17 protein-coding genes, 2 pseudogenes and 1 riboswitch are annotated in these 25286 nt (G+C 54.0%); of the genes and pseudogenes, 7 read left to right on the forward strand and 12 right to left on the reverse strand.

The window, feature by feature from the left end:
* Positions 1-13 precede the first annotated feature (13 nt).
* Positions 14-232, reverse strand: a riboswitch (TPP riboswitch).
* Positions 233-322: 90 nt separating this feature from the next.
* The 6 genes and pseudogenes from BM373_RS12685 to BM373_RS12710 all read right to left on the reverse strand — a co-directional run bounded on the left by BM373_RS12685 (position 323) and on the right by BM373_RS12710 (position 11039).
* Positions 323-1897 carry an HNH endonuclease signature motif containing protein gene (locus tag BM373_RS12685; RefSeq protein ID WP_143102659.1) on the reverse strand — a complete coding sequence of 525 codons (1575 nt, stop codon included), beginning with the start codon at positions 1895-1897 and terminating at the stop codon, positions 323-325.
* A gap of 83 nt (positions 1898-1980) precedes the next feature.
* The gene (locus tag BM373_RS12690; protein ID WP_090461942.1) at positions 1981-4911 is read right to left on the reverse strand and encodes a hypothetical protein; all 2931 of its coding nucleotides are present in this window, start codon (positions 4909-4911) and stop codon (positions 1981-1983) included.
* Positions 4912-4993: 82 nt separating this feature from the next.
* On the reverse strand, positions 4994-9757 hold the full coding sequence (locus BM373_RS12695; protein ID WP_090461943.1) for an Ig-like domain-containing protein: 4764 nt from the start codon (positions 9755-9757) through the stop codon (positions 4994-4996).
* A gap of 151 nt (positions 9758-9908) precedes the next feature.
* A pseudogene (locus BM373_RS12700) lies at positions 9909-10082 on the reverse strand (transcriptional regulator SgrR); the annotation flags it as partial.
* Positions 10083-10093: 11 nt separating this feature from the next.
* Positions 10094-10273: pseudogene (locus tag BM373_RS12705) on the reverse strand (TonB-dependent receptor plug domain-containing protein); the annotation flags it as partial.
* Entirely contained in the window at positions 10266-11039 is a 774-nt protein-coding gene (locus tag BM373_RS12710; RefSeq protein ID WP_090461946.1) for an SDR family oxidoreductase, read from the reverse strand. The gene BM373_RS12710 and the pseudogene BM373_RS12705, both read right to left, overlap by 8 nt.
* Before the next feature lie 94 nt (positions 11040-11133).
* On the opposite strand from BM373_RS12710, the gene BM373_RS12715 reads away from it, so the two are divergent.
* On the forward strand, positions 11134-12054 hold the full coding sequence (locus BM373_RS12715; protein WP_090461948.1) for an AraC family transcriptional regulator: 921 nt from the start codon (positions 11134-11136) through the stop codon (positions 12052-12054).
* Positions 12055-12082: 28 nt separating this feature from the next.
* Here BM373_RS12715 and BM373_RS12720 read toward each other — a convergent pair whose 3' ends face one another.
* Positions 12083-12565, reverse strand: a complete 483-nt coding sequence (locus BM373_RS12720) for a glutathione peroxidase (protein ID WP_090461950.1) — start codon at positions 12563-12565, stop codon at positions 12083-12085.
* Positions 12566-12810: 245 nt separating this feature from the next.
* The gene (locus BM373_RS12725) at positions 12811-13830 is read right to left on the reverse strand and encodes an alpha/beta hydrolase (RefSeq protein WP_090461951.1); all 1020 of its coding nucleotides are present in this window, start codon (positions 13828-13830) and stop codon (positions 12811-12813) included.
* A 525-nt stretch (positions 13831-14355) separates the two neighbouring features.
* Here BM373_RS12725 and BM373_RS12730 point away from each other — a divergent pair.
* The 3 genes from BM373_RS12730 (at position 14356) to BM373_RS12740 (ending at position 17364) form a co-directional block, all read left to right on the forward strand.
* Complete coding sequence (locus BM373_RS12730; RefSeq protein ID WP_090461953.1) at positions 14356-14778, forward strand: MarR family winged helix-turn-helix transcriptional regulator; 423 nt, start codon at positions 14356-14358, stop codon at positions 14776-14778.
* Between the two features lie 371 nt (positions 14779-15149).
* Positions 15150-16622, forward strand: a complete 1473-nt coding sequence (locus tag BM373_RS12735) for an aldehyde dehydrogenase family protein (RefSeq protein WP_090461955.1) — start codon at positions 15150-15152, stop codon at positions 16620-16622.
* A gap of 115 nt (positions 16623-16737) precedes the next feature.
* Positions 16738-17364 carry a TetR/AcrR family transcriptional regulator gene (locus tag BM373_RS12740; protein WP_256214642.1) on the forward strand — a complete coding sequence of 209 codons (627 nt, stop codon included), beginning with the start codon at positions 16738-16740 and terminating at the stop codon, positions 17362-17364.
* Positions 17365-17407: 43 nt separating this feature from the next.
* On the opposite strand, the gene BM373_RS12745 is transcribed toward BM373_RS12740, so the two are convergent.
* Together BM373_RS12745 and BM373_RS12750 are read right to left on the reverse strand one after the other, a co-directional pair.
* Positions 17408-18607, reverse strand: coding sequence for a multidrug effflux MFS transporter (locus tag BM373_RS12745; RefSeq protein ID WP_090461959.1), 1200 nt, complete (start codon positions 18605-18607; stop codon positions 17408-17410).
* Between the two features lie 133 nt (positions 18608-18740).
* The gene (locus BM373_RS12750; RefSeq protein WP_090461960.1) at positions 18741-19727 is read right to left on the reverse strand and encodes an aldo/keto reductase; all 987 of its coding nucleotides are present in this window, start codon (positions 19725-19727) and stop codon (positions 18741-18743) included.
* Between the two features lie 157 nt (positions 19728-19884).
* On the opposite strand from BM373_RS12750, the gene BM373_RS12755 reads away from it, so the two are divergent.
* Both BM373_RS12755 and BM373_RS12760 read left to right on the forward strand, forming a co-directional pair.
* Positions 19885-20247 (forward strand): LysR family transcriptional regulator, encoded by a 363-nt coding sequence (locus BM373_RS12755; protein ID WP_218159469.1) that lies wholly within the window; start codon positions 19885-19887, stop codon positions 20245-20247.
* A gap of 134 nt (positions 20248-20381) precedes the next feature.
* Complete coding sequence (locus BM373_RS12760) at positions 20382-21686, forward strand: methyl-accepting chemotaxis protein (RefSeq protein ID WP_371261114.1); 1305 nt, start codon at positions 20382-20384, stop codon at positions 21684-21686.
* Positions 21687-21776: 90 nt separating this feature from the next.
* Here BM373_RS12760 and BM373_RS12765 read toward each other — a convergent pair whose 3' ends face one another.
* Both BM373_RS12765 and sgrR read right to left on the reverse strand, forming a co-directional pair.
* Complete coding sequence (locus tag BM373_RS12765; protein WP_090461963.1) at positions 21777-22007, reverse strand: hypothetical protein; 231 nt, start codon at positions 22005-22007, stop codon at positions 21777-21779.
* Between the two features lie 213 nt (positions 22008-22220).
* Positions 22221-23882: an HTH-type transcriptional regulator SgrR gene (sgrR, locus tag BM373_RS12770; protein WP_090461965.1), complete on the reverse strand. Its 1662-nt coding sequence runs from the start codon at positions 23880-23882 to the stop codon at positions 22221-22223.
* Positions 23883-24083: 201 nt separating this feature from the next.
* Between sgrR and BM373_RS12775 the strand changes: the two genes are divergently transcribed.
* The gene (locus BM373_RS12775) at positions 24084-25262 is read left to right on the forward strand and encodes a sugar efflux transporter (protein WP_090461967.1); all 1179 of its coding nucleotides are present in this window, start codon (positions 24084-24086) and stop codon (positions 25260-25262) included.
* Positions 25263-25286: the final 24 nt, after the last annotated feature.

Consider the following 25286-nt stretch of genomic DNA (forward strand, 5'->3'; position numbering starts at 1 on the left):
GTGGCAAAGGATTTTGAGCGGTAGCCTCAAATCCCTTCGCCGGCGTTATCCGGATCAGGTTCGACGGGTATTTTCTCAGCCCATACACGTCATCTTTCGCGCTGCTTCTGCGTTGGCTGCGCTCGCTCACCCCAGTCACATAGTTATCTATGCTCCTGGGATTCACTCGCTTGCCGCCTTGACGCAACCCGAATGATTTTGTGTATGTTTATTAGCACCCCGTTGAGTTCTGCGTCAGTGTAATGATTTTGTTGCCGGGCGGCAATTCAGGATGCGGTGGGGCCGGGCGCGCGGATTAGCGGCTGTCTTAACCGCAAATTCATTAGGGTAATAACAATTCCTGCCTTATTTCATCAACGGCCTCTACGGTGTAAAAACGCTTTTTATCATTTTCAAACGCATGCTCTACACCGAAATGATATTCCCCCTCAGTCTGGCGCTGCTTTAAAAAAGACGCCAGTAAGGTTTTATCCAATATTTTCACCCCTTTTTTGGTATTGCAAATTTTACAGACGGGAATGATGTTATCAATCTGGTTGAAGCTGCTTATTTTATTTGATGTGGATGCGTTAGGGGTTGATTTTTTAATGGCGGAATTAATGTGGTCAAGCTCAAAGCAAAAAGGCTCGTAAATGCCAAGGCAATAAAAGCATAATTTACCTTTAAAGGTGATTTTATTGCTGTTCAGGGCCTGATAATTCATTAAGGCGTATTTAATGTGAGAATCTTCCAGGATCTTACTCTTGTCAGCAAACATGTCGACCAGCACAGTATCGGTTTTATTATCCTGAGTAACGGGAATCGCCGCGTTACTCACCGCGCTGGTTTTATCACGCTTTGTTCCGGCGTTTGCTTTCTGATCGCCTTTATAATCAAGCGAGGCGCGTTTGTAATCCTCAAACATTTTATTAGCCTGCTCAAGGTAAATGTCTATGAATTTTCTTTTATTTTCAGCATCTTCAACGCTGTCGTCATCATATTTTATGCGTCTCTTGGCATTTATCTCAGCGGCCTGTTGGAAGACCGGCATGTCTAAAAGCTTGTGTTTATGGAGGCGTAACTGTTCGTCGGGGGGGGTGATCCCTTTTACGCGTTTCACCATCCTTCTGAGCGTAACCCCGATCGCTTCTTTATTTTCACCCTCTGATTCAAAATAATCGATGTCCGGGGCTTTGCTTATGCTTACGCCAGCTGCGAAAACACCATCGATAATAAATTTCATATATTTTACATCAGTCTTAAGCATGGCTTCGAGAACGTTCTGGATGTTTTTTATTTTTTCAGCCGCCGCAGCGTTTTTAGGCGCTGAGACTTTTCTTTCTGCCGCTCTTAGTCTGCTTAAAGGGATGATTTTATTTGATTTTGCTGCGTTACACTTATTGCAACACAGCAGCATATTATTGCGGTCGTTAAAGTAACGCTTAATGAGATCGCCAAGGCCTTTAACTTTTATAATATGTTCAGGAAGCACATCGTCGAGTTTATATCGTTGCCCTTTTCCGGTCATCTGGTTACTGATGGTATCACCCACATCATCAAACTCTGCCAGGTACTCATCGGCCTTTTTAATGGCTTTTAAATAAATCTGATAGCGCACATAAATCTTCCAGGGAATAACGTGATCTATGCGGCACGATCTTAGCGTGACGTCTTTCAGGCAATAGGGGCAATTGATCATGGTGATCTTGCCGGTAGCGGTCAGTTCCGGCAGATAGGACATATGCCAGCGCCGGACGAGCTTATCAAAACCACTGATAGTAAATAGCCTGTCAATGTTGTGTACGAGCGTGGTCCTTAGACGGTAATTGCCAATCGAACTTGCCTTGATTTTATTGATTTCTTTTTTTAATTCTGCAATTTCATCTTCAGTTAATTTCTTGTCGTTCTGATTAGGCATAAACATTATCTTCGTTATTTTCAGGGCGATTTTGTGCCGTTATGCAGTGACCGTGCATAACGGCAATGCTTCCTTACTTTCTGTTATGACACAACTTTTTCAATAAGTATTTTCGGCGCAATCGCCTGATTAGCCGATGCGAAATCAATGCCGATGGCTTTCAACGTAAAGCCAGCGTCGACGCGTGTTGGCACCATAGACACAATTAAATCCTCTGGCGTCAGCGCGTTTTGTCCGTAAGGCGCGTCATTTTCTGCAAATCCATACCATTGCCCGTCTTTTTCAAGCTGGTATTTCAACGTCAGGACGCGAGCGGAATTCGAGACGTCGCTGGCATCAAGCTTGAGACTAAAAATCGGTTTAGAAGGTAAATAAAGAAAGCGAGGATCGATATACGTCTTTCTTTTGTCCACGCGCAGCGGTGAAAGATTTTCAGAGGGGTAGCCGCCATGATGGACGATATCTTCTTTATTCCCTTCACCCGCGCAGAATACCCTCAGGCGCAGCGCATACTCTTTGGACGAATTTTGTGTGTGATTGAGGAACAACTCAATGCCGGTGATCGCTCCGGTAACCCGCAACGGCGTTTCTTCCACATAATGAATAGGGCACTTTTCCTCTGTCTCTCTGTGGCTACTGACCATAAATGTCTTTGGCTTTTCATACGGGTCTGAAACAGCGCGTATGATGAGCTGCTGGTCTGCTTTGCTTTCACTATTGCTCAGGATGAGAACGCCGCCGCTGGCGCTATATTCTTGTGGCCTGAACAGCGTGACGGTTTTATCAGCATAAGCGCCCGTTTTAGGCGTCAGTTTTCCGGCCGCCGTCACGCTCCACTTATGTGCCAGATAGGGTTTGAATGGCGAGGCAATTAAGCGATCCGAATCGTTAAGTGAGGAGAGCAACAGCGGCTGAGCTGAACTGTTGATTTTAATTTGCAGGGCTGAGACAAATCGTCCCGACTCTTCTTTACGCCAGATCTGATGCAATCCGCCTATATTCGGCTGGGCGACAACCTGATAAGGCGCATTACCGTTAATTTCATCCCACTGCTCTGCATTGACCACGGACAGGACGGCATCTTCTTTCTGCGTGAAGATTTGCACCCACTGATCTTCCTGCCTGACTTTCAGTTTTTTCTCCACGCTTGACGGGACTTCAGCCAGATACCACAGGCGGCTTTGACGGCCCGCTGCGGTACGTTTTCTTAACACCAGCTCTTCAGCCGTTATAGCATCCAGAACATAGTCAGGCCCCAGCGCCCTGCATATCAGCTCACCGGACCCCGGATAGTCCCAGGTTTGCGTCACATCTTTGTTAAGTTGACGTAGCGTGACGGCGTACTGATCCTCGGTCGGACTGCCGCTACCGGCGGGCACTTCTGCGGTTAAAGCGAATAAGATGTCACTGGTTTTACCGTGCGTCGTTTTCCGGTTTGTTGCACGTAATACGATCTCGCCGTTCTCCGTCATTCTCCACAATTGTGAAGACACCGTTTCAGGTTTAATCAGCACCGCGTGCTCGCCCTCGCTGGGAGAAATGGTGTTAGCCGTTATGGCGGCGTCATGCGCATAATTCTGGATGCTGAAAAAGACGTCGCGCGCTTTTTTACCGGCCTTCTCGCCATACTCGCCGCAAAACAGAAACCAGGCGTTTTCCTCATGCAGCAGAGCGGGCTTGGTTCGGTTTTGACAAAAACGCGCCAGCAATTGCCAGCATTGCCCGGCAAGAGGTTCAGGCAACAGCCTGATGCTGGGGATCAGATTTTCACGCTGTACCGTCGCCCAGCGCCGATAATCGTAGAGAGATTCCGCCCAGGCTGCCGCATCCTGCACAACCGTGCCTTCGCCGCCTACAGCATTGAACGTCATGGTCTGCATTTCGCTGGCGTTTTTGTTTTTTTCTGCCTCCTGCGTGCTTTTTTCGTAACGCACGCCCGCCTCTGCATCCACCATGACGCTACTGAGACTCGCCTTTACGCCAGCCCCAAAGCGATCCGTGAAATCAGCGCTATGTTCTGCTCCCTCAAACTGTTTTTTTTCGGTGGCAAATAACCGCCCGCCCACCAGCGTCTGAAGCGCCACAAAGTGACCAAAATCATCGAGTACGCGTTTAAGCTGCCTGAACTTTGTCTCAAGGGAGCGTTTTTTATCCGGATCGTTAACCGCCTTTTCACACGCGTTCCTGAACGCCGTGCTGGCGCAAACCTCAGTATGATCAAAGGAAAGCTCGATTTTAGGGAGATAGAAGTTGGCGGTGGTGAACACCGTTTTGCCGACAAAGCCCTTACTTTCTTCCTGGCGGCCATAGGATGTGAGGGAGGCCCCCAGCGCAAAGCTGTTGCTCAGACCTCCACCCGCTGCCGATAGCGACACATTGAGATTGGTCACGCCGTTCTTCTGCGTCTGGAAAATGGCCTCTGAGGTGGTGTAGTAATTTTCAAAATACCCTGAAAAATTTGGCTTTCGAGAGAAAACGTTCGCGGCTTTCAGGATTTGCGCATCGCTGTCGTCATGCTCTGCTGCACCCGCTTCAGGACGCATCAGCACATCCCGAAATCCCACCTCAACAGGATTACTCAGCGTATGGTCCACAACAATGCCTCGATAAAAGCCGATGCGATCGAGCAGGTCTTCTCGCTGAGCAATGCCCAGATCGAAGAAGTCCGGTTCATCCTTGAAGCGCGCCTTGTGCGCCTTTAAAAGGTCGACAACCTCCCTGGAAGCAAACTCATGGTTTTCATAAGAAAGCGCGTTCAGCTTTTCAAAGAGGGGAGCAGCGAGATCGGGCGCTTCTGTTTTTACGGCTTTAAGAATTTTTGTCCGGTAATCGGCAAGTTCTGCACGCTGGCGCTTTTGTTGTTGCTGAGTTTCATCCTCGGCTTTTTCAACAGCCATAAGCTCCTGTTGCTGCATTACTTTTTCAACGCGGCGTTCTACATCGCTGAGTTCGTCCATGTCGTCATGGTTGTTAATATCGTCAGCGTTTTCATTTGCGATGTCGGTATCTTTCACAAAGCTCTCCGGTAAAACTGATTAAGCGTTATGCGGCGAACAGGGGACGGACCTGCGTCCCCGTGAGAGCCGTTGTCATGTTTTAAAAGCCGATATTGACGCGGATCATCACCATCTGATCCCGCGTGCGGCTGTCGTCCAGCCCCAGCGTGCCCTGATAAGCGAGGCCTGGCGTGACGTTGTCAGACAGCAGGAAATCGACCCCTGTACCCAACGTCATGGTTTGCTGGGCTTGCTCATAGAGCGGCAATCGCCAGGTGTCATCACCCACATCGGCGTAGCCCACCCTTGCGCTGTTGTCCTCATTCAGCTTCTGCGAGTACTCCAGACGGCCCTGGAAATTGGCGACGCCCCAGTCAAAGGAAACGCGATGTTCACCGCGCAAACCCACGCTGGTTTCAAACTGGGAAAAAGAGTGCGCGGCGAAAGCCAAACTGTTATATCCCGCGCCGGTTTCAGCGTAGCCATCAAGCCAGGTGCGGTAGTATTGCAGGCGAGCATAAGGTGAGAGGAGGCTGTCCTGCGTCAGGAACTCGTAGCCGGAAATCAGCGCGCCAAACGCCTGATGACCTGAGCGATTGCCTCGCGCCCAGGCGCTGTCGCCGCTGACGGCACGGGTAGAATCAAAACTCAGCCGACTCATTCCCATCAGCCCATCAACAAACCAGGCGTCAGGGTGATAACTGCCGTACAGCGCCGTGCTGAATGCCCGGCCATTGCTGCGTGAACCTTCATCCCCGATGTCGCTGACATCACGTCCAAAGCCAATACCTAAGCCGCCGGTGAAGGATTCGGTAAAGCGGTAATCGACGCCTGTCGTGATGCCAACGGTGGTATGGCTAAACCGTATGCCGTCGGCATTGTCGTTACCAAAATCGACGTACCCGCCCGTCCAGTAGGAGAGCCGGGTCGCTTCCTGACGCGTGGACAGCGGGAGCACAGGTGCCAGCGGCGTCGCCGCCGTCTCATCGGGCCTGTTTTTCTGCCGGGGTTCGGTGATGTGCATCCGGCTTTCTGCGCTACGTTCAGGCCGTGAGTAAGGCATCATAAAACGAATACCCGACAGGTCGGATGGCAGGCTTGCATCGCTATGCAGCTTTTCCAGACGGTCGCTGAAATTGCGAATTTGCGCGCGGGCAAAATTTTGCGCAGCCTGATTTTGCGCGCTAATCAGACCTGTCACCTCTGCATCTTTCGACGGATCGGGGCGACCGGCGATGGTCAGGGTGATATTCGCCGGTTGACTGGTGCCATAAGCGCTTTTCAGCACATAGCGAAGAACAACCGTACCGCTTGCTTGCGGATCGGCGGTGAAGGTCATCTGGTAATTGCTGCCGGAAGTATGCAGCGAGGCGGTGCCCTGCTCTTTTTCTGGCTGACTCAGCAGGCTTGCGCCGGTAAACGGGCCTCCCGTCGCCTTTTCCGTGAGGTTGATGGTCACCGATTTACCCGCGCTGACGGAGGCGCTGTAGTCAGCCCCGGTGGGCGCGCCAGGGTTAATAACTAGCGTATAGCGGGCAGACTTCGTGTTCCCAGCCGCATCCGTCGCCGTCAGCGTAAAGCTTGTGCGACCGGCAGCGTCTGGCACGCCATGAATCTGCCCGTCGGTAAAGGACAGCCCTTTGGGAAGCGTACCGGATAACTGCCAGCGATACGGCACAGTGCCGCCTGACGCGGTGAACGCCTGAAGGTAAGTCTGACCTGCCACGCCCGGCGGCAGCTGAGCGCTTGCCGGAAGTAAAGCGAGATCGTTCGAGGTGACGTTCAGGGAAACGGTCGCCGGCAATGAGGCGCCGGATACGCCCGTGACGCGGTAAGTGAAGCTGTCCTGACCCGAATAATCGCTGAAGGGGGTATAGAGGATCCTCAGCCCGGAAACCACAGCGGTGCCATGGGCAGGGGGAGTCACAATGGCGATGGAGGTCACTGCCCCTTTAATGGCCAGCGGGATCGCATACGCTTTCGCCCCGGCGGTTACCGTCGTGGTCACCTCGCCAGCTACGGGAACCTCGGCGTTAATCAGCAATGAATAGTTCACCGTACCGGTCACCCCCTGGCTATCGGTGGCTGTCACCTGGAAGGCATAATGGCCGGAGGTGAGCGGTATGCCGGAAATCAGGCCCGTGCTGGCTTCCAGCGACAGTCCTGCGGGTAATGCGCTCGTCTTCCAGCTGTAGGGCGACGCCCCGCCTGAAACAGCCACGCGTTGCGACCATGCCGTACCGGTCGTGGCGGCAGGCAGCGCGCCTGTTGCCGGGGTGACGATCATCGCCGGTGAACTCACGGTGATGGTTACCGTGGCGGGGGCGGATGTTCCGCTGCTGTTGCTGGCCGTATAGGTAAAGCTATCGATTCCTGAGTAGCCGGGTGCGGGCGTATAGATAATGGCGTTGCCCTGCGCTACCGCGCTGCCGTGAGAGGGGGCACTGACAACGTTCACTGTTGATGGGGTTCCGCCGGAGAAAACCAGCGGCACCGGCGTGCTGCTGCCGGGGTTTACCGTTACCGAAACATGACCCGCATTCGGGATCGCATCGCCTGCTTCAAACGAGTAGCTGACGGTTCCGGTTGCGCCATGGGCATCAGTCACGGTGACCTGGAACACCACGTAACCTGCGGCGGCAGGCGTACCGGAAAGCACGCCGGTAGCGCTATTCAGCGATAGCCCCGCAGGTAATCCGCTGGCGTGCCAGACGTAAGGCGCAGCGCCTCCGTTGACCGTCAAATTCTGTGACCAGTGGGCGCCTGACGTGGCTTTAGGGAGCGCGCCCGCAGCAGGCGTAATAATCAGCTGCGGCGTGCTGACCGTCAGCGTCACCGTCGCCGGTGCGGAGGTCCCGCTACTGTTGCTGGCGGTATAGGTAAAGCTGTCGGCGCCTGAATACCCCGGAGCCGGGGTGTAGGTGATGACGGTGCCGTTGGCGATGGCGCTGCCGTGCGACGGGGGGCTGGCGACGTTTACCGCCGTGGCGGGGCCGCCGGAGAGCGCCAGCACGATGGGACTGCTGGTATCAGGATTAACGGTCGCCGACACATTACCCGCAACAGGCGCTGCGTCGCCTACCGTTAATGAATAATTAACCGTCTTCGTTGCGCCGTATCTGTCCGTCGCGGTTATCTGGAACAGCGCATTCCCGGCCGCTGCGGGCGTTCCGTTCAGCACCCCTGTCGTGGCATTCAGGGTGAGGCCAGCCGGCAGGCCACTCGCGCTCCAGGTGTAAGGCGCGGTCCCGCCGGAGACGGAAAAGCCCTGCGTCCAGGCGTTCCCGGCAATCGCCGCAGGCAAAGCGCCCTGCGCGGGCGCTATCGTCAGGGCAGGCGCGGTAACCGTGACGGTCACCGTGCCGGACGCCGAGGTTCCGGCGCTATTAGTGGCGGTATAGGTAAAGCTGTCGGGACCGGAATACCCCGATGTCGGGGTGTAGGTAATAAGCGTGCCGCTGACGACCGCCGCACCGTGTGACGGCGGGCTGGCGATAGCGATGCCGGTCGCCGTTCCGCCTGAGAGGTTGAGCGGAACGGGGACGCTGCTGTCGGCACTGACGATTAATGACACATTGCCCGCAATGGGCGCGGCCTCATTGACCACTAAGCTATAAATCACACTCCCCGTTACGCCATAGGCATCGGTTGCATTGACCTGAAACACATAACTTCCCGCCGCAGCAGGCATTCCATTCAGTACGCCGGTGGTCGCGTTGAGCGACAGTCCCTGAGGCAGCGAGCTGGAATGCCATGTATAAGGCGCGGTGCCTCCGCTCACCGTCAGGTTTTGCGACCAGAGGTTGCCTGCGGTCGCCGCGCTAAGCGCGCCAGAAGAGGGGGTGAACTGGAGCGTGGGCGGAATGACGTTGATTGTCACCGTGGCGAGTGCCGAGCTCCCGCCGCTATTGCTCGCGGTATAAGTAAAGAAATCGCTGCCGGAAAAACCGGCTGTCGGGCTGTAACTGAGGGTCGTGCCTGAAAGGGTTATCGTTCCGTGCTGAGGCAATGTCACCACCGAGATGGATGTTGCCGCGCCGCCACTCAGCGCAAGCGGTACGGTCGTGCTGGCGCTATTGGCTAAAACGTTAATGCTGGAGCTGGCCGCCACTGGCGACGCCCCCGCGCGCGTCACCGTTATCGTGTAGGTTTTTAGGGTGCCATCCTGGGCCGTGACCACAATCGGGATGATTGTGTCACCACCCGCCAGCAAACTGATATCTGACGAAGTCGAACCCGAAGCGACCGCAGAACCCTTGACCGTAACGGTGGCGTGACTCTCATTCACGACGGGCGTCACGTAAACCGAGGTCACGCTGTTTGCGACAGAGGCCGTATAGCCGGTGTTGCCTGCGCTAAATGAGGGCGACAGCGTGCCAGCAGACAGGGTTAAACCTGACAGGGTGGCATCATCTGAATCAGCAGACACGCCCGTGCAACTGAACGTCAGCCCACTGATTTGACTCTTTGTCGTCGAGGCTCTGATCCGCAGGCCGTTGGTGGCAAGATCACCGGTCGTCAGGCTCAGCGTAACGCTATGAGGGGTTGAGCTTGTCGCGTTAGCCGCGTTATAGGTTTGAAACCGATTCTGTGTATAGGTGGTAAAACCGATACTGTCCGCCGACGATGTCGGCGTGCCGACCGCCGCGCCGCTGTCGGTAAAACTGATGGTCAGGGTATCTCCCGTCTGGAAATCCGAAGCGGGGTAGCTATTGGTGTTAAAAGCAAGAGACGTTGAACCCGAGAGCGCATTAATCGCCAGACATCCATTCGACAGGGCAAGCGCGGAAAAAGCCGGGAAAATCGTAAGAATAAATAAAATAAAGCCCGAATATATCCGCCAGGCCCAAGAGGTCTTCCCCATGGCTTAATGACTCCAGAATGAATTAGGATTATTCCCATTCCGTCACTTTACCATAACGCACTGTTTACATTTAAGTGCCATTAATCATAGGAATACTCCCTCTTTTCGGGCCATTAACGGCGAATAGCCGTAAAAATCTCTGTCGTTGCCCTCAGGGATCCGGCGGCGCGAACCACGCCGATTTAAAATCAAACCACCCCAGCGTATTCATGTGCAGGCCGCGCATACTGCGCTGGCCGTTGAGCGTCAGCCAGTGGTAGATCAACGGCACGATGGCTTTTCCTGCCAGCATCTGCTGGCACCACGCGGCCAGATTCATCTCGCCGCGTGGTGCCATTGCGTGGCGTTTAAACGCACGCCGTCGACCATCACCATCATTGAACGACCACGCATATTCATACCGTAATTGGTACGCCTCTGGCTGCTGACATCCATACCGGGGATCAACTCCGTCAGCACTTCTTTCAGCTCTTTACCGCCCTGAACCTGCTGTTCAATTTCAGCCGGATCAATCAGTCAGAAAAGGGGAACGTTGCTGCGCCTGAGTGAGAAATTGCTGCGCATCTTCACCTGCGGCGGTGTACAGCGGGGTATTTTGATCGTTAGCCGCGGCAAAAATGGCTTCCGCCACATCTCCCTCGTGCGTCACGGGTGAATGGGCATTGCCAGCCGCCTGGATAAATTCATTCACCAGGTTTTCATAGTCTGGATCGTCCCGCCCGCCAAAATACGCCTGCGCATTTTCGCCAAACTTCGTTTCGGGCGAACGGCCCGGTAACACGACGTGAACGCGAATACCAAATGGCCTGACTTCGATGGCTAATGATTCGCTCCACGCATTCAGCGCCGCTTTACTGGCACGATAAAGCCCAATCAGCGGCATCGCTTTGGTGGTCACGGACGAAGAAACATTGATGATCACCCCTGATTTTCTCTCTCTCATCAACGGGAGAAACGCCTGAGTTAGTGACAGTGTGCCCAGGACATTGGTGTTCATTAATTGCTGCGCGGTTGTCAGGGGAGTCAGTTCAACGGGGACCGCTGCGCCAAGACCGGCGTTATTGACCAGCAGGTCAATCGTGCCAGCCTTTTTCACCACATCCGCAATGCTGTCCGTAGAAGTGATATCCAGCGGCAATATCGTCAGCCTGTCGCTTTCAGGGAAAAGCGTCGCATCCGGCGTTCTCATTGTGGCAATGACATCCCAGCCTTTAGCTAAAAAAAGTTTTGCTGTTGCCAGCCCAAAACCTGAAGAACATCCGGTAATCAGTGCAGTCGCCATGGTCAATCCTCTCTGTGGGTTAGTGCAGCCATCATAGCCACCCACGACTGGACAATATATAATCAGAAATCCACTTTTATTGAGAGAGAGTCCAGTGTCAGATCCGTTAACCGATATTGTTGCTTTGCTCAACCCCAGGCCAACGCGTGCAAAACTTGTTGAGGGGGCAGGGAAGTGGCGGGTTCTCCGCGAGTCTTCCGGAGAGGCGTTTTACTGTGCCGTGCTGCAAGGCGAATGCCTGATGAGCATTAACGGTAAAGCTCCCACTTTGCTTGTTGCCGGTGATTTTGTTCTGATCCCCGCCACGTACACATTTGAAAACACCAGTGCGGGAACTGCTCCGCCTGTTGGCATTACGGTGCCCACGCTCCTTGGCGACGGGCACGTAAGAATTGGCTCAACCACGGGGCCGGCTGAATTTCTCATGAATGTGGGTCACTGTGAGTTCGACACGCCGGACAAACAGCTTATCGTTGCTTTGCTCCCCAATGAGATCCTGATTAAAGGGCAGCGTCGTTTCGTCACTTTGTTTGAACTGCTGCTCGATGAAAGCCGGACCCGGCGACCGGGGCGTGATGCGGTATTGATGCATCTTTTGCAACTGTTGCTGGTGGAGGCGCTGCGCAGTGATCCCGAACTGTCGAATACGGCAGGTATCCTGAAAGGGTTACAACATGAAAAGATCGCCACTGCGCTGCATCTCATTCATGAAAACCCCGGCGCTGACTGGCAAATAGCGCAGCTCGCCCGGGATTGCGCGATGTCCCGATCCTCTTTTTTTGCCGTATTCAGCGAGACGGTCGGCATGTCTCCCATGCAATATCTGCTCTTCTGGCGAATGTCGTTAGCCAGGAAAGCCCTGATGAGCGGCAAGGATAAAATCGAACAGATTGCCTTCCGCACAGGTTACCAGTCTGCGAGTGCGTTCAATGTCGCATTCACAAAATACGCAGGCATGCCGCCGGGCGAATTTCGACGCCGGACTGCGGCTGACCGAACAGCGGAAGCTCTCTGAAAGTGAAGGATTCGAATGAGAGAAACACTCAGGTTTCCAGGGCAGCAAGGATAGCCGCTTCCATTTTCTCCGGGGAAGTGATTGGTGCAAAACGCCTGAGCGGTCTGCCGTCGCGCCCGACCAGGAACTTTGTGAAGTTCCATTTGATCCGCCCACCCAGCACGCCGGGCAATTCGTCTTTCAGGTAACGAAACAGCGGGTGCGTTGCGCTGCCGTTGACCTCCACTTTCTCAAACATCGGGAAGCTCACGCCGTAGTTAATGTGGCAGGTCTGCGCAATGTCGTCGGCTCCACCGGGTTCTTGCTTACCGAACTGGTTGCAGGGGAAACCCAGCACCACCAGCCCCTGAGCGGCGTACTTTTTGTAGAGCGTTTCAAGGCCGGCGTATTGCGGTGTGAAACCACAATGGCTGGCAGTATTCACCACCAGAACCAGCTTCCCCGCATAGTCGGCCATAGAGACGGGCTGCCCACGCAGGCTGGTGGCAGTCAGTTGATGAAAGGTAGTCATGTCGCAAACCTCAAAGCAGAACCCTTTTCAGCGTTCTGGATTATAGAATCTGATCTTTAATACGTCTGTTTATGGCACAAAGCAAACACGCTACCTGAACTGAAAGTCGGCTATGAGCGAAAGCGGCATTCAGAGATGAAGGCTGATACGGGGATTTACCGCAAAGAATAAGATGACTGCGTGATGGGGTTTTCTGATACGAAACAGCGCGACCTCTGGCCGCGCTGTTTGAGCATTTACGAATATTATTCCAGATGCTTATGTAATGCTGCACCCGCCTGCTCCAGCGCAGTTTTTACAGTGGGCTCCTGACTTAACGGGTTCAGCAGCCCATAGTCATGGATCATACCGTTGTAGCGTGTCACGGTCACAGGCACACCGGCGGCATCCAGCTTGCGGCCAAACGCTTCACCTTCGTCGCGCAGAACATCCAGTTCCGCCGTCTGGATTAAGGTTTGCGGGAATCCTTTCAGCTGTTCCGTGGTGGCCCGCAGCGGGGAGGCAAGAATATTATTACGGTCTGACGCGCTGGTGGTGTAGTTATCCCAGAACCATTTCATCATGTTTTTCGTCAGGAAATAGCCGTTTTCGTAACGGTTATAGGATGCGTTATCAAAATTCGCATCAGTTACCGGCCACAGCATCACGTTATAACGGATCTTCGGCCCGTTAAACTGTTTAGCCTGCAGCGCCACGGAAGCTACCATATTCCCCCCGACGCTGTTACCGACCAGGCCCAGACGGCTGCCATCTACACCAATTTCCTGACCGTGTTCAGCCACCCATTTGGTTGCTTCATATGCCTGGTTAATTGCGACAGGGAAGTGAGCTTCCGGTGACGGTGTGTAGTCCACATATACCGCAGCCGCGCCGGATGAACGAACCAGATCACGGATAAGACGTTCATGAGTCGGGAAATCTCCCAGTACCCAGCCGCCGCCATGGAAGAACATGAATACAGGAAGGGTGCCGGTAGCGTTGTCCGGTTTCACGATTTTCAGCTTTATGGATTGCCCGTTTACCGTGATGATTTTTTCTGAAACCTGCGCAGATGGCAGCGTAACGCCCTTCTGTGCCCCAACCAGTACCTGACGGGCCTCCTGCGGAGTCATTTGTTCCATGGGCTTGCCGTTACCTGAGTTCAGCACGTTGAGAAATGCCTGCACTCCGGCCGTAGGAGCGGGAAGGTTGACCGGTGTTTCGGAAGCCACAGCGGTGGCGGATGCGAAAAGAGCAGAAGTCAGGACAGCGGATACGGTTTTCATGATTAAGCCTCGTTAGATGTGTGTTGATTGTATTATTCAGTTGAGCGCCGGTTGTTTTCGGTATCTATCTTGTGTGCATAATGCTTGCACGCAATATTCTTTCAGTCAAACATTATTCTTCCATCTTTTTTGGATATCTTTGTTTCCATTAATTAAATCTTATAAATCAGTTGATTAGCAGGGACTCCATTCTCGCTATTCATCCGCCCGATGAAATTTGGGCGCGCCAAAAATTTCTCTTCAAAGCAATCGACACAGATTAGGGGCGGGTAATCCCCCTTTGTCTGCCTGGTTAACGCGGAAGCTAAAGTTCACTGGTCTCCGTCACGTTGAATATAAAAGTAAGTGATCACTTATATAAATACAACGACTATTTTATGAAAAGTTTTCAGGGGTTATGTGAAGGGGCGGCGGCAGTGGAGGATAAGCGGTCCGCTAACATTGATGAATTAAACTTGCGCGCAATATTCTTTCTATCAAATATTATTTATACTATTCAGATATCTTCCTGCCGGGACTAATTCAATGAAACAAAACAGCATCCTGGAAGAAAAGCTGTGCTTTTCTTTGTACTCGGTGACAAACGCGCTGATCCGCCAGTATCGACCTTTACTGAAAGAATTTGACCTGACCTACCCACAGTTTGTCGTGCTCATGGCCCTGTATGAGGAGGACGATATCCCGTTACGGGCGCTTGGTCAGAAGACATTGTTTGATTCAGGAACGCTGACGCCGCTTGTACAAAAACTTGAGGCAAAGGGATTTCTGAAAAGAATGGCTGTCGTCGGTGATGAAAGGATGAAAAATGTTGTCCTGACTGAAAAGGCGAATGAGATGAAAGAGGCTCTGCTGGCACTGCCCGGGAAAATGAGATGTACCATGCAGATGGAAGATGAGGAGTTAGATCTCCTTCGCAAGCTCTCATCTAACCTGCTGAAAGATTTATAAAGCCTTGTGCCGGGTTATTGCGGCCTGAGTTTGCGCATAATCTTTCCGTTTGAACGCAATAAACATGTCGTTCACTGAAGACCCGCGTTCGGGACAGTGACAATCCACCTGTAGCGGGCAGCAAAACACAAACTGCCTGCTCCATAACCACCATATCCTTACTAAAACGAGTCTCGTCCACGCCAGCGGGTTTCCCCCAACATTTCTGCGCGCAGTAAAATAGCGTTGCATTTATATAAATGATCACTTACTTTTATATTAACACGAAGCGAACGGGCAGCCTTTAGCTTCGGCGTCAACCGCTCAGACCTGGGATTACCCGCACCGCGTCTGCGTCGATCAATGCGCGGGATACTCTGAAAGGAAATACCATGGAATGCACGAATTTGACTGAAGCTGCAAAGAACTGGATCAACGGTAGCTGGAACAACGGAGGCACAATCAGGCAGGCAGTCAGCCCTTCAACCGGCCAGCCGCTGGGAAATTACCTGGACATCGGCGCTGACGAAGCACGCGAGGCGATCGAGGCCGCCCGTACGGCTTTCGACACCACAAGCTGGTCCCAGGAACGCTCCCTGCGCTCGCGTGCCCTGTTTGAGCTGGCCGACGAGGTCGCAAAGCGGGTAGATGAGATCGGACTCCAGCTCGCCCGCGAAGGGGGTAAGCTGCTGGCGCAGACGCAGTGGGAACTGGCATTAACGGTGGAGTGGCTGCGTTATGGTGCCGCCACGGCGCTGTTGCAGACCGGTGGGCGCGCCCTTGAAGCCGCGCCGGGGATGCACTTTCATTCCGATCCCGAACCTCTTGGCGTTGTGGGCGTTATCTCGCCGTGGAACTCGCCGATTATCCTGTCAGTACGCGCTGTCGCTCCCGCACTGGCTGCCGGCTGTACGGTGGTGCTGAAGCTGCCACATCAAACCGCGCTTACCAACGCCCTGTTTTCCGGTGCAATCGCCGCAGTCAAATCGCTGCCGCCGGGTGTACTGAATGTGATCACCGAAACCGGAAGTATCGGTGCCTCCATGCTGGTGGATTCACCTCTGGTGAACATGATCAGCTATACCGGCAGCACTAAGGTAGGCCGCCTCATTGCCGCCAACGGTGCCAAAACGCTTAAACGTCTGAATCTGGAACTGGGTGGCAAAGCGCCGCTGATCGTATTCGATGATGCAAACCTTGATGAAGTTGTACCGCAGATCGTCATGGCGCTGGTCGCAATGAACGGGCAGTTCTGCTGCACCGGTTCACGTGTACTGGCCCAGCGTGGCATTGCCGACCGGTTACGCGCCGCGCTGATCGAGGCTTATCAGAACGTCCGGCTCGGCGAAAGCGACGATCCACAGGCGCAGCTCGGCCCACTCATCGACAAAGCCAGTGTTCAGCGCGTTGATGCTGTAGTCGAGGAAGCAGAATCTTATGCAAACATTCTGGTGCGCGGTGGCCCGGTGGTTGAAGGCCCTCTGGCTGCGGGCGCGTTCTACCGACCCACCCTGATAGAAGTTCAGGACCTGGACGCCTGGGTCATCCAGTCCGAGGTCTTCGGGCCAGTCCAGACTTTCGAGATTTTTGAAGACGAAGCCGACGCCATCATGCGTGCAAACGCGACGGAATTTGGTCTCGCCGCTTCGGTGTTTTCGGGCGACACGGCGCGCTGCCGGCGAGTCGGCAAAGCTATTCAAGCCGGGCATATCTGGCTAAACTGCTGGGGCGTCATGTCCGAGCACTTTGAACAGAGCGGCTTCAAGCAAAGTGGTATCGGCGTCCTCTGTGGGCCACGTGCGATTGAGCAGTTTCAGGAAATCAAGGTCTATGCGAGCGTTGAGGCAACGTCGGCGTCATTCTGACGTTTATCTTTCGCTTCGATAGTTCGTACACTGTATGGCTGGCCTTACCTGCAAACTGAGGACGACGCCATCCCGGTGCCGTCCTTGTGTTACCTGAATGGAATATATTGTGAAAATGAAAACTGATGCAGACAAGCCCATGCGCGGGCGTCCCGTAAATGAGCATGCGCGTGAAGAACGCATGACTCAGATCCTCGACGGGGCCCGACGCTGCTTTATACAGCGTGGGTTTCACGCCTCATCCATTTCCGAAATCAGTGCGGCCGCAGGGGTCAGCGTTGCGAACATTTACCAGTACTTTTCGAGCAAGGACGCCCTCATCCTGGCGCTTATCGAACTCGATCTGCAGCGGCATCACAATCTGATCAGTCGTTTCTGGAGTACGGATTTCAGTCGCAAGGCGATTGAAGAACTGCTGGCAGAGATCTTCCTCACACCCGAAGGACACGCGGTGGCGGTTTTACGTGCTGAGATCGCCAGTGAAGGTGCGCGTAACCCCCATGTCGCCGAACTCCTTCGTGATTCAGAATCTGGCCTGATTAACAGTGTTCACAGCAGGATACGTGCGGCCCAGAGCAGCGGTCAGATATCTGCTGAGATCAATCCCGATGCCGTTACAGAGCGTCTTTCCCTTGTTTTTGAAGGGCTCATGCGACTGTACCTGTTCTCCCCGGACAACGGACAGAAACTCATTGAGCAATATTACCTTCAGTTCGCCGATACGCTGCAACTCAGGTCCTGACAGCAGGGTGGCGCTGTGGGTAACAATGTCATCACTGATGAGGTTATCTGGTTTTTAGCGCGGTAAGCGTACCGCGTACATTCTTACTGCACATCCACGCCAGCGCGGCCAGCACGGCACCGATAATCATCATCGCACTCAGCGCCAGTTTCTCGCTTACCGGCAGAGCCATCGCCAGTAAACCGGCAGAAGAGCCGCCCGCCATCTGAATAAATCCTGCCAGGGCCGAAGCCACGCCAGCCTGCTGCTTATAAGGTTCCAGCGCATAGCTGGTTGCCGGGCCGACCGTAAAGGCCAGACCGGTAACCGAAATAGCCACCGGGAGCATATACAACGCCCAGTTGGTTTGCATTTCTGCCGGGAAGAGGGCCATGCCTGCCAGCATCGTCAAAGCACCACAGGCCATTGCCAGACTACCCAAAGCCAGACAGATGGGCCGGCCCAGCTTGCGGATTATTTTATTTACCAGCAGGCTGCACAGCATGATCCAGAAACCGTTAGCGCCAAAGACGATAGAGAACTGCAGGGCAGAGAGTTTACCCTGGGTCATCAGCACCTGCGGGGCCAGTGACACGTAGGTGAGCACCATGCCCATTGCACCGGCATTAGCAAACGTAAAAGCAAGAAAACGGGGTTCACGCAGGATCCGGGCGTACTGGACAAGCGGAAGTCCCTTAACTGCCTGCGTTCCGGCCGGACGTGTTTCAGGCAGGAAACGGAGGATCATCAGGCCAATGACCAGCACATAGCTGACCAGAAACCAGAAGGGGGCACGCCAGCCAAACGCATCAGCCAGGAAACCACCCAACATCGGTGCCAGCGCTGGCACAATGTTCAGGGCACCGTTAAGGAAACCGTAGGCTCGTGCCGCTTCCTCGCCTTCAAGACGATCCCGGACGCCGCTGAACGCCACCACGGCGGTACAGCAAACCGCGCAACCCTGAACAATACGCGCGCTGAGGAACTGCGGCCAGCCGGTTGCAGTGGCAGCCAGAACGCTTCCCAGCAGATAAAGCAGGAGCCCGGCTATGGCGACAGGTTTGCGCCCAAAATTATCAACCAACGGACCCGCAACAATCTGACCTAAACCCATTACCAGCAAAAACAGGGGAATGGTTGTCTGGATCAGCGTGACCGGCGTGTTCAGCCCCCGCGCAATGTCTGGCAGGGTAGGAAGGTAGAGATCAATGCCCAGCGGGCCCAGTAGCACCAGACTGAGTAAAAGAAGCGTGAATTTTTGCATCGTGCTTGACGACATCCCTATAAAAGCAAGCCGCACAGGTTAGCGACAACCGTAGAGAAAGAAAAGGGGGGTAAGCACATCGCTCAGCGGCCTCGCGAACCCTCCCTTTTTTAGCGTTAATTTTCCAGAGCGACTACCAGCGCTGATGAACCCATGGGGATATTTTTTGCTGGTAAATCTTTTTCAGGGCTGTCATCACGTCATCTGAAAGCGCATTGATGTCACCTGCCTGCGCATTAGCCTCTGATTGCGCACGGTTTTTGGCACCAGGGATCACTACAGAGACGTCCTCATTCATGAGGATCCAGCGCAGGGCGAATTTGGTCATTGTGGTATCACCCGGTACAAGGCGTCGGATATCCTCCACCGCATCGAGCGCAACGTCGAAAGGCACACCTGCAAAGGTTTCCCCCTTATCAAATTGCTCCCCATTACGATTAAAAGCGCGGTGGTCATCGGCTGAGAATGCCGTGTCCGTTTTCATTTTGCCGGTCAGCAGGCCGGAAGCCAGCGGTACGCGAGCGATAATGCCCACATCCCGACGCTTTGCCTCACGCAGCAGAAGTTCGGCAGGGCGCTGCCTGAAAATGTTGTAAATCAGCTGAATAGAGGAAACGTTTGGGTACTCAAGTGCCTTAAACCCCTCTTCAACTTTTTCCACAGAAACCCCATAGCTGCGAATTTTTCCGGCGCTGATCATTTCATCCATCACCGCGAAGACTTCAGGCGTGTAATAAATTTCGGTGGGCGGACAGTGCAACTGAACCAGGTCCAGCGTTTCAGTTTGCAAATTATCGCGGGAGCGATCGACAAACTCGTTGAGATTTTTTTCGGTGTAACCTGAGGCGACATGGGGAGAAAGACGGCGGCCAGCTTTAGTCGCAATAAAGGGACGTTCGCCGCCCCGTTCCTTTAGCACCTGGGCAATGATTTTTTCAGAGCGTCCGTCGCCGTAAACGTCAGCGGTATCAATAAAGGTCATACCCGCGTCCAGTGCCGCGTGCAAAGCGCCTTTCGCATCCTCCAGGCTGACTTCCCCCCACGTTCCACCGATAGCCCAGGCTCCGAAGCCAATTTCAGATACGCTTTTACCGGTTTTACCAAGAATTCTGTTCTTCATACGTTATCCCTTACTGGCTGAACTGCAATGAACGCGTCGGCTTTAACCACCTGCGTTTACGACTGTGATAACAGAGCTTAGCGTTTACCCGGGCTGAATTCTTATGCTAAAAGATGTGCCAGATTCATTGAATCGATTAATGAGGTTCATCATATAAATGGAACGTATTGATTTCGCCGATCTTCAGGCGTTCGTGACCGTTTTACGCTGCCGAAGTTTTAAACTTGCGGCCATCGAGCTGGGCCTCTCATCTTCAGCCGTAAGCCATGCCATCAGACGGCTTGAAACCCGGCTGGGAGCCCGACTGCTTAACAGAACCAGCCGATCGGTATCGTCAACGGCGCTCGGCCAGGAGATCGCCGAAAAGCTTTCCAGCGGGTTTGATACGATTTCTTCTGCGCTGGATACTGTCAACGCGCCTGGCCGTGGTCGCTTTGGTGTACTGCGTATTAACGTCTTTGCCGATGCCGCGGCACAATTGATTGCGCCTTCCCTAACTGTAAAAGACAGCCGGCAATAATGCCTTCAGGAGAGGCAGATTACAAACCCCGGCCCGCAGTAATAACCTGCAACTATCACAGCAATACATAACGCGGCTGGCAGGATTGCCGATAAACAGATGAGCTCCTACATTACCCGGTAAATCTGATGCGTATGCTGTCACTTAAACATATTTTCTCCCTGAGTCGCCTGCGGTCAGCCGATTCTTATGAAGCCATTTGTCACAATAAGCCTGTCATTGAATTCAGTCCGCAAGGGACAATACAAAAGGCCAGCCCGCTTTTTCTCTCCACGATGGGATACCGGGCTGAGGAAATAACCGGTCAGCACCACCGTATTTTCTGCCCGCCGTCGCTTGTCAGTTCAGCGGAATACAGCCAGTTCTGGGAGCGTCTGGCCAGGGGCGAGAGCTTTAGTGGCAAGTACCTGCGGCTGGCAAAGGGAAATCGTCCCGTATGGCTTGAGGCCAGTTATATTCCCATTACTGACCGCCGTGGCCGGGTGATCAGAGTGATTAAAATTGCTGCCGATATTTCTCAGCGCATACATGCTGCGCTTGAGCAGGAAGCGATCGTCAATGCGATCAACCGCTCTATGGCGATTATTTCCTTCAGCCCTGAAGGTCACGTGCTGGAAGCAAACGAAAACTTTCTCAGCACCACGGGCTATGAACGACGTGATGTGATCGGTAAGCACCATCGTCTGTTTTGTTCATCGGAGCTGTATAAAAGTGACGAATACCGACAGTTCTGGGAGAGGCTGAATCAGGGCGAATTTTTTTCCGGTCAGTTTCCGCGCCTGAACCGTCGCGGAGAACCTCTGTGGCTCCGGGCAACGTATAACCCGGTCTTTAACAGCGACGGGCAGCTTTATAAAATTGTGAAATTCGCTACAGATGTCACGGCTGACGTTCAGCGGAACCAGAGAGAGCAGGAGGCGGCTGTGCATGCATGGGATATGGCCGTGCAGACACGAGGAAGTGCACAGAACGGTGCCAGCGTGATTGAAAACAGCATCCGTATGATTGACAGAATTGCGCAGGGGATGGGGGCGGTCTCCGCCGATGTCTCCCGGCTCAACGATCAGTCTGACAGTATCGACGATATGGTGGAAACCATCCGCAGCTTTGCCATGCAGACACGGCTTATTGCCCTGAATGCCGCGATTGAAGCCGCGAGGGCGGGCGCATCAGGAAGAAGTTTTGCAGTTGTTGCCGCAGAAGTACGCTCTCTCGCTGCAAGCGTCAGTAGTGCTACCGAAGAAATTGAGCGGGTCGTGGCGGGCAACAATCAGCTGGCTAAAGAGGTACTCAGCGGCATTGAAAACAGCCTGATGAACACCAGGGAAGGCGTTGCACTGATGCGTGAAGCGGGTGAGGTGATCGCCAGCATTCAGATGAATGCAGCAGGGGTTGAGGCTGCGGTGAAAGACGTTGCCCTGTCAGTCAAAGCCGAATAATGACAAAACGCGGCCAGGTCATGAAATAAATATTAATGACGTTGATATCAAAGCGAAATTATTGGTGATTCTCTCTGCGCGTGAGAAAAATTACAGTTTCGCTCTGATAATTCTGGCGGCAACATCTTTCGCCGCCTGAAGTTTTACTTTCCCTGCGTCAGTGTGTGCACCGGATTCAAAGGCTTTGAAATTGAGTTGAATATTTTCTATGGTTTTTTCTTTAAAAAATTCGGGCAGTTCAGAAAAAATAGACTGAAAAATTATTTCATACGCTAAAGCACGGCATTGCAGATCATCAATCGCCTCTTCAACTGTCTTCATGCTTTCTCCTTTAAAAACAATAGGGTAAAAAGTGGCTAATAAAATTTATTCTGTCGCGTGCACGCTGCGAGATGAATATTTAATATGGTTCAGTTCGGCAAATAAATCTATGGCTAAATAAAATCAGGAGGGCATCAGTTCAGCATTCCTGGCTGCGTTGATGCCACATTGTGAACCCGTACTCAGTTATTACGCATCGCGCGCTGCGCCCCCTTACGGATCCGGCGGTGCAAACCACGCCGATTTAAAGTCAAACCACCCCAGCGTATTCATGCGCAGGCCGCGCATACTGCGCTGGCCGTTGAGCGTCAGCCAGTGGTGGATCAGCGGCACGATGGCTTTTCCTGCCAGCAACTGCTGGCACCACGCCGCCAGATTCATCTCGCCGGCGCGCCATTGCGTGGCGTCCTGCTGCCAGTCGCGGGGAATGCAGTGCTGGACTAACGGCACTTCATACAGATGGGTAAACAGGGAGAAATCGAGCGGCAGAGTGAAATTAGCGCTGTTAAGCCAGATATCGCTGACGATTTCGCCGCTGTGCCATTCGTCGTAATCCACTTCCTGAATATTCAGCGTGACCTGATGCGCGGCGAGCAGGTCGATCATGGAGCGGGCGATGACTTTATGTTCGACATGTTCACGGTAGTAGGTGAGGGTGAGGGATTCCAGCCCGGCCGGTTTTTCAACGTCGTTGCCCGCCGGGCGCGCATGATGCCAGCGCGGAAGCAGACCGTAGGCCGGGAACCAGTAGCGCTGATGGTGATCGTCGGCGTGATAAAGCAGGCTGGCCGGGGAAAGAATGCGGCTTACCCACTCGCGCACCGCCTGGCTGTTGCCGCGATGGGTGCGGCTGTCAAACAGCAGGTAGTAGCACCCTTCTTCAAGACGACTTTCTGTCGCCTTTTCATCGTCGATGGGGCCTTCCAGCGTCAGGCCGTGGCCGGGATCGTCGCTGCCTTCGGGCAGGACCCAGACATTCACTTCGTCTATCAGTGCCCGGAAACCAAAATAATCCTCAAAGGCCTGGATCTTAAGCTGGCTGTGATTATTGCGCGTGACCGCGTAAGGACCTGTGCCAACGGGCTGGCTGGAAAACCGCTCCAGCGACGGCCACTCGCGCGGCAGGATCATCGACGGGACATGGCCTAACAGCCAGGGCAGCCAGCTATCCGGCTCGGAGAGATGAATATCCAGCGTCCAGGCGGTGGGCGAAGCGATATGGGTGATGTGCGAGTACAGCGGCAGCGTATTAATGCGTTGCAGGGAGGCGATCACATCGCTCATCTCCAGCTCGCGGCCATGATGAAAATGAATGCCGGGGCGCAGATAAAAGCGCCAGTGCAGCGGCGTGATCTGCTTCCAGTGGTGAGCGATATCCGCTTCCAGTTCCCCGTTTTCCTCATTTACGCGGGTAAGCGCGTTGAAAATCTGCCGGGCGATATGGGTTTCTGAACGGCGCAGCGCCGTGCCAGGGAGCAGGTTGCGCAGCGGGCGGTAATAAAGCACCCGCAAAATATGCCGCCCCTGGCGGAAACTGCGCCCCAGATGCGAAACCAGCATTTGCCGCACGGCGGTTTTGTCACCGACCAGTTGCACAAGCTGGTCGATTCTGTCCTGTTCAAGCAGATCTTCGGCCCGCTGCTGTTGCAGCGCCAGGCCGGTATACAAAAATGTCAGGCGTGAGCGCTTACCCCGCCCGGCTTCCGCTTCCCATGTCAGCCAGCCGCGCGCCTGCATGGTGTTGAGCAGCGTGCGCATATGGCGACGCGAGCAGTTGAGCAATTCCGCCAGTTCGCTCAGCGTGGTTTCCTGTGACATCCCCTCGCAGCATTGCCACAGGCGGATGAACTGTTGTTGCAGACGACCAGACGGCATAAAAGGGGAACTCCTGACAAAAACTCATCAATTTATTAATCCCTATATTAAGCCAATACTTCTCTCCGATGAAAGCGAGGAGGGGACATCTGCAATCTGAATCGCGGCCATCATGTGTGACTGAGTATTGGTGCTTTTCGCCACGCCAGCAGCTACTATCTGCTGGCTTTTTTCATTTCTAACTCGCGCAAGGGATTCATTATGCTCTGGCTTTTGACGATGGGACGACGTCTTAACGCGGTCTACGCCGCCTTTATGATTGTGGCTTTCATGATGGGCGTAGCCGGGGCATTGCAGGCACCGACACTGAGTTTATTTCTCAGCCGCGAAGTCGGCGCGCAGCCGTTCTGGGTGGGCCTGTTTTATACCGTTAATGCCATCGCCGGGATCCTGGTGAGCTTATGGCTGGCGAAACGATCCGACAGCCAGGGCGATCGGCGCAAATTGATCATGTTTTGCTGCCTGATGGCGGCGGGTAACGCGCTGCTGTTCGCCTTTAACCGCCATTATCTGACGCTGATTACCTGCGGCGTGCTGCTGGCTTCCATCGCCAATACCGCGATGCCGCAGCTTTTCGCGCTGGCGCGTGAATATGCCGACAACTCCGCGCGGGAAGTGGTGATGTTCAGCTCAATTATGCGCGCGCAGCTTTCTCTGGCATGGGTGATTGGCCCGCCGCTGGCGTTTATGCTGGCGCTCAATTACGGCTTTACCACCATGTTTTCCATCGCCGCCGGGATCTTTATCGTCAGCCTCGCGATGATTGCGCTGATGCTGCCGTCGGTGGCGCGCGTTGAACAACCCACCGACGTGCCGGTCACCCAGGTCAGCGGCTGGAGCGATAAAAACGTGCGGATGCTGTTTATCGCTTCGACCCTGATGTGGACCTGCAACACCATGTACATCATCGATATGCCGCTGTGGATCAGCCGGGATCTGGGGCTGCCGGATAAGCTGGCGGGTATTCTGATGGGCACGGCGGCGGGGCTGGAGATCCCGGCGATGATCCTCGCGGGATATTATGTGAAGCGTTTCGGCAAACGCTGCATGATGACGCTGGCGATGGCGGCAGGCGTGCTTTTTTACCTTGGGCTGATTTTCTTTCACAGCCAGCCGGCGCTGCTCGCCCTGCAACTGTTTAACGCTATTTTCATCGGTATCGTCGCCGGGATCGGCATGCTGTGGTTCCAGGATTTGATGCCGGGGCGGGCGGGTTCAGCTACCACGCTGTTCACCAATAGCATTTCAACGGGCGTGATCCTCGCCGGGGTGATTCAGGGGGCGCTGGCGCAAAGCTACGGTCACGGCGTGGTGTACTGGGTGATTGCGGCGATTTCTGTGGTGACGCTGGCGATAACCGCGCGGGTGAAGGACGTGTAGGCAGAAACCCGGCCTGCGTTGATA

Source organism: Enterobacter sp. kpr-6 (assembly GCF_900116015.1).
Classification (GTDB): domain Bacteria; phylum Pseudomonadota; class Gammaproteobacteria; order Enterobacterales; family Enterobacteriaceae; genus Enterobacter_D.

Bases quoted from the DNA above. Each gene is read 5' to 3' on its own strand.
- BM373_RS12685 (WP_143102659.1), bottom strand. From the start codon at position 1,897: ATGCCTAATCAGAACGACAAGAAATTAACTGAAGATGAAATTGCAGAA.
- BM373_RS12695 (WP_090461943.1), bottom strand. From the start codon at position 9,757: ATGGGGAAGACCTCTTGGGCCTGGCGGATATATTCGGGCTTTATTTTA.
- BM373_RS12710 (WP_090461946.1), bottom strand. From the start codon at position 11,039: ATGGCGACTGCACTGATTACCGGATGTTCTTCAGGTTTTGGGCTGGCA.
- BM373_RS12720 (WP_090461950.1), bottom strand. From the start codon at position 12,565: ATGACTACCTTTCATCAACTGACTGCCACCAGCCTGCGTGGGCAGCCC.
- BM373_RS12725 (WP_090461951.1), bottom strand. From the start codon at position 13,830: ATGAAAACCGTATCCGCTGTCCTGACTTCTGCTCTTTTCGCATCCGCC.
- BM373_RS12730 (WP_090461953.1), top strand. From the start codon at position 14,356: ATGAAACAAAACAGCATCCTGGAAGAAAAGCTGTGCTTTTCTTTGTAC.
- BM373_RS12735 (WP_090461955.1), top strand. From the start codon at position 15,150: ATGGAATGCACGAATTTGACTGAAGCTGCAAAGAACTGGATCAACGGT.
- BM373_RS12740 (WP_256214642.1), top strand. From the start codon at position 16,738: ATGAAAACTGATGCAGACAAGCCCATGCGCGGGCGTCCCGTAAATGAG.
- BM373_RS12745 (WP_090461959.1), bottom strand. From the start codon at position 18,607: ATGCAAAAATTCACGCTTCTTTTACTCAGTCTGGTGCTACTGGGCCCG.
- BM373_RS12750 (WP_090461960.1), bottom strand. From the start codon at position 19,727: ATGAAGAACAGAATTCTTGGTAAAACCGGTAAAAGCGTATCTGAAATT.
- BM373_RS12755 (WP_218159469.1), top strand. From the start codon at position 19,885: ATGGAACGTATTGATTTCGCCGATCTTCAGGCGTTCGTGACCGTTTTA.
- BM373_RS12760 (WP_371261114.1), top strand. From the start codon at position 20,382: ATGCTGTCACTTAAACATATTTTCTCCCTGAGTCGCCTGCGGTCAGCC.
- BM373_RS12765 (WP_090461963.1), bottom strand. From the start codon at position 22,007: ATGAAGACAGTTGAAGAGGCGATTGATGATCTGCAATGCCGTGCTTTA.
- sgrR (WP_090461965.1), bottom strand. From the start codon at position 23,882: ATGCCGTCTGGTCGTCTGCAACAACAGTTCATCCGCCTGTGGCAATGC.
- BM373_RS12775 (WP_090461967.1), top strand. From the start codon at position 24,084: ATGCTCTGGCTTTTGACGATGGGACGACGTCTTAACGCGGTCTACGCC.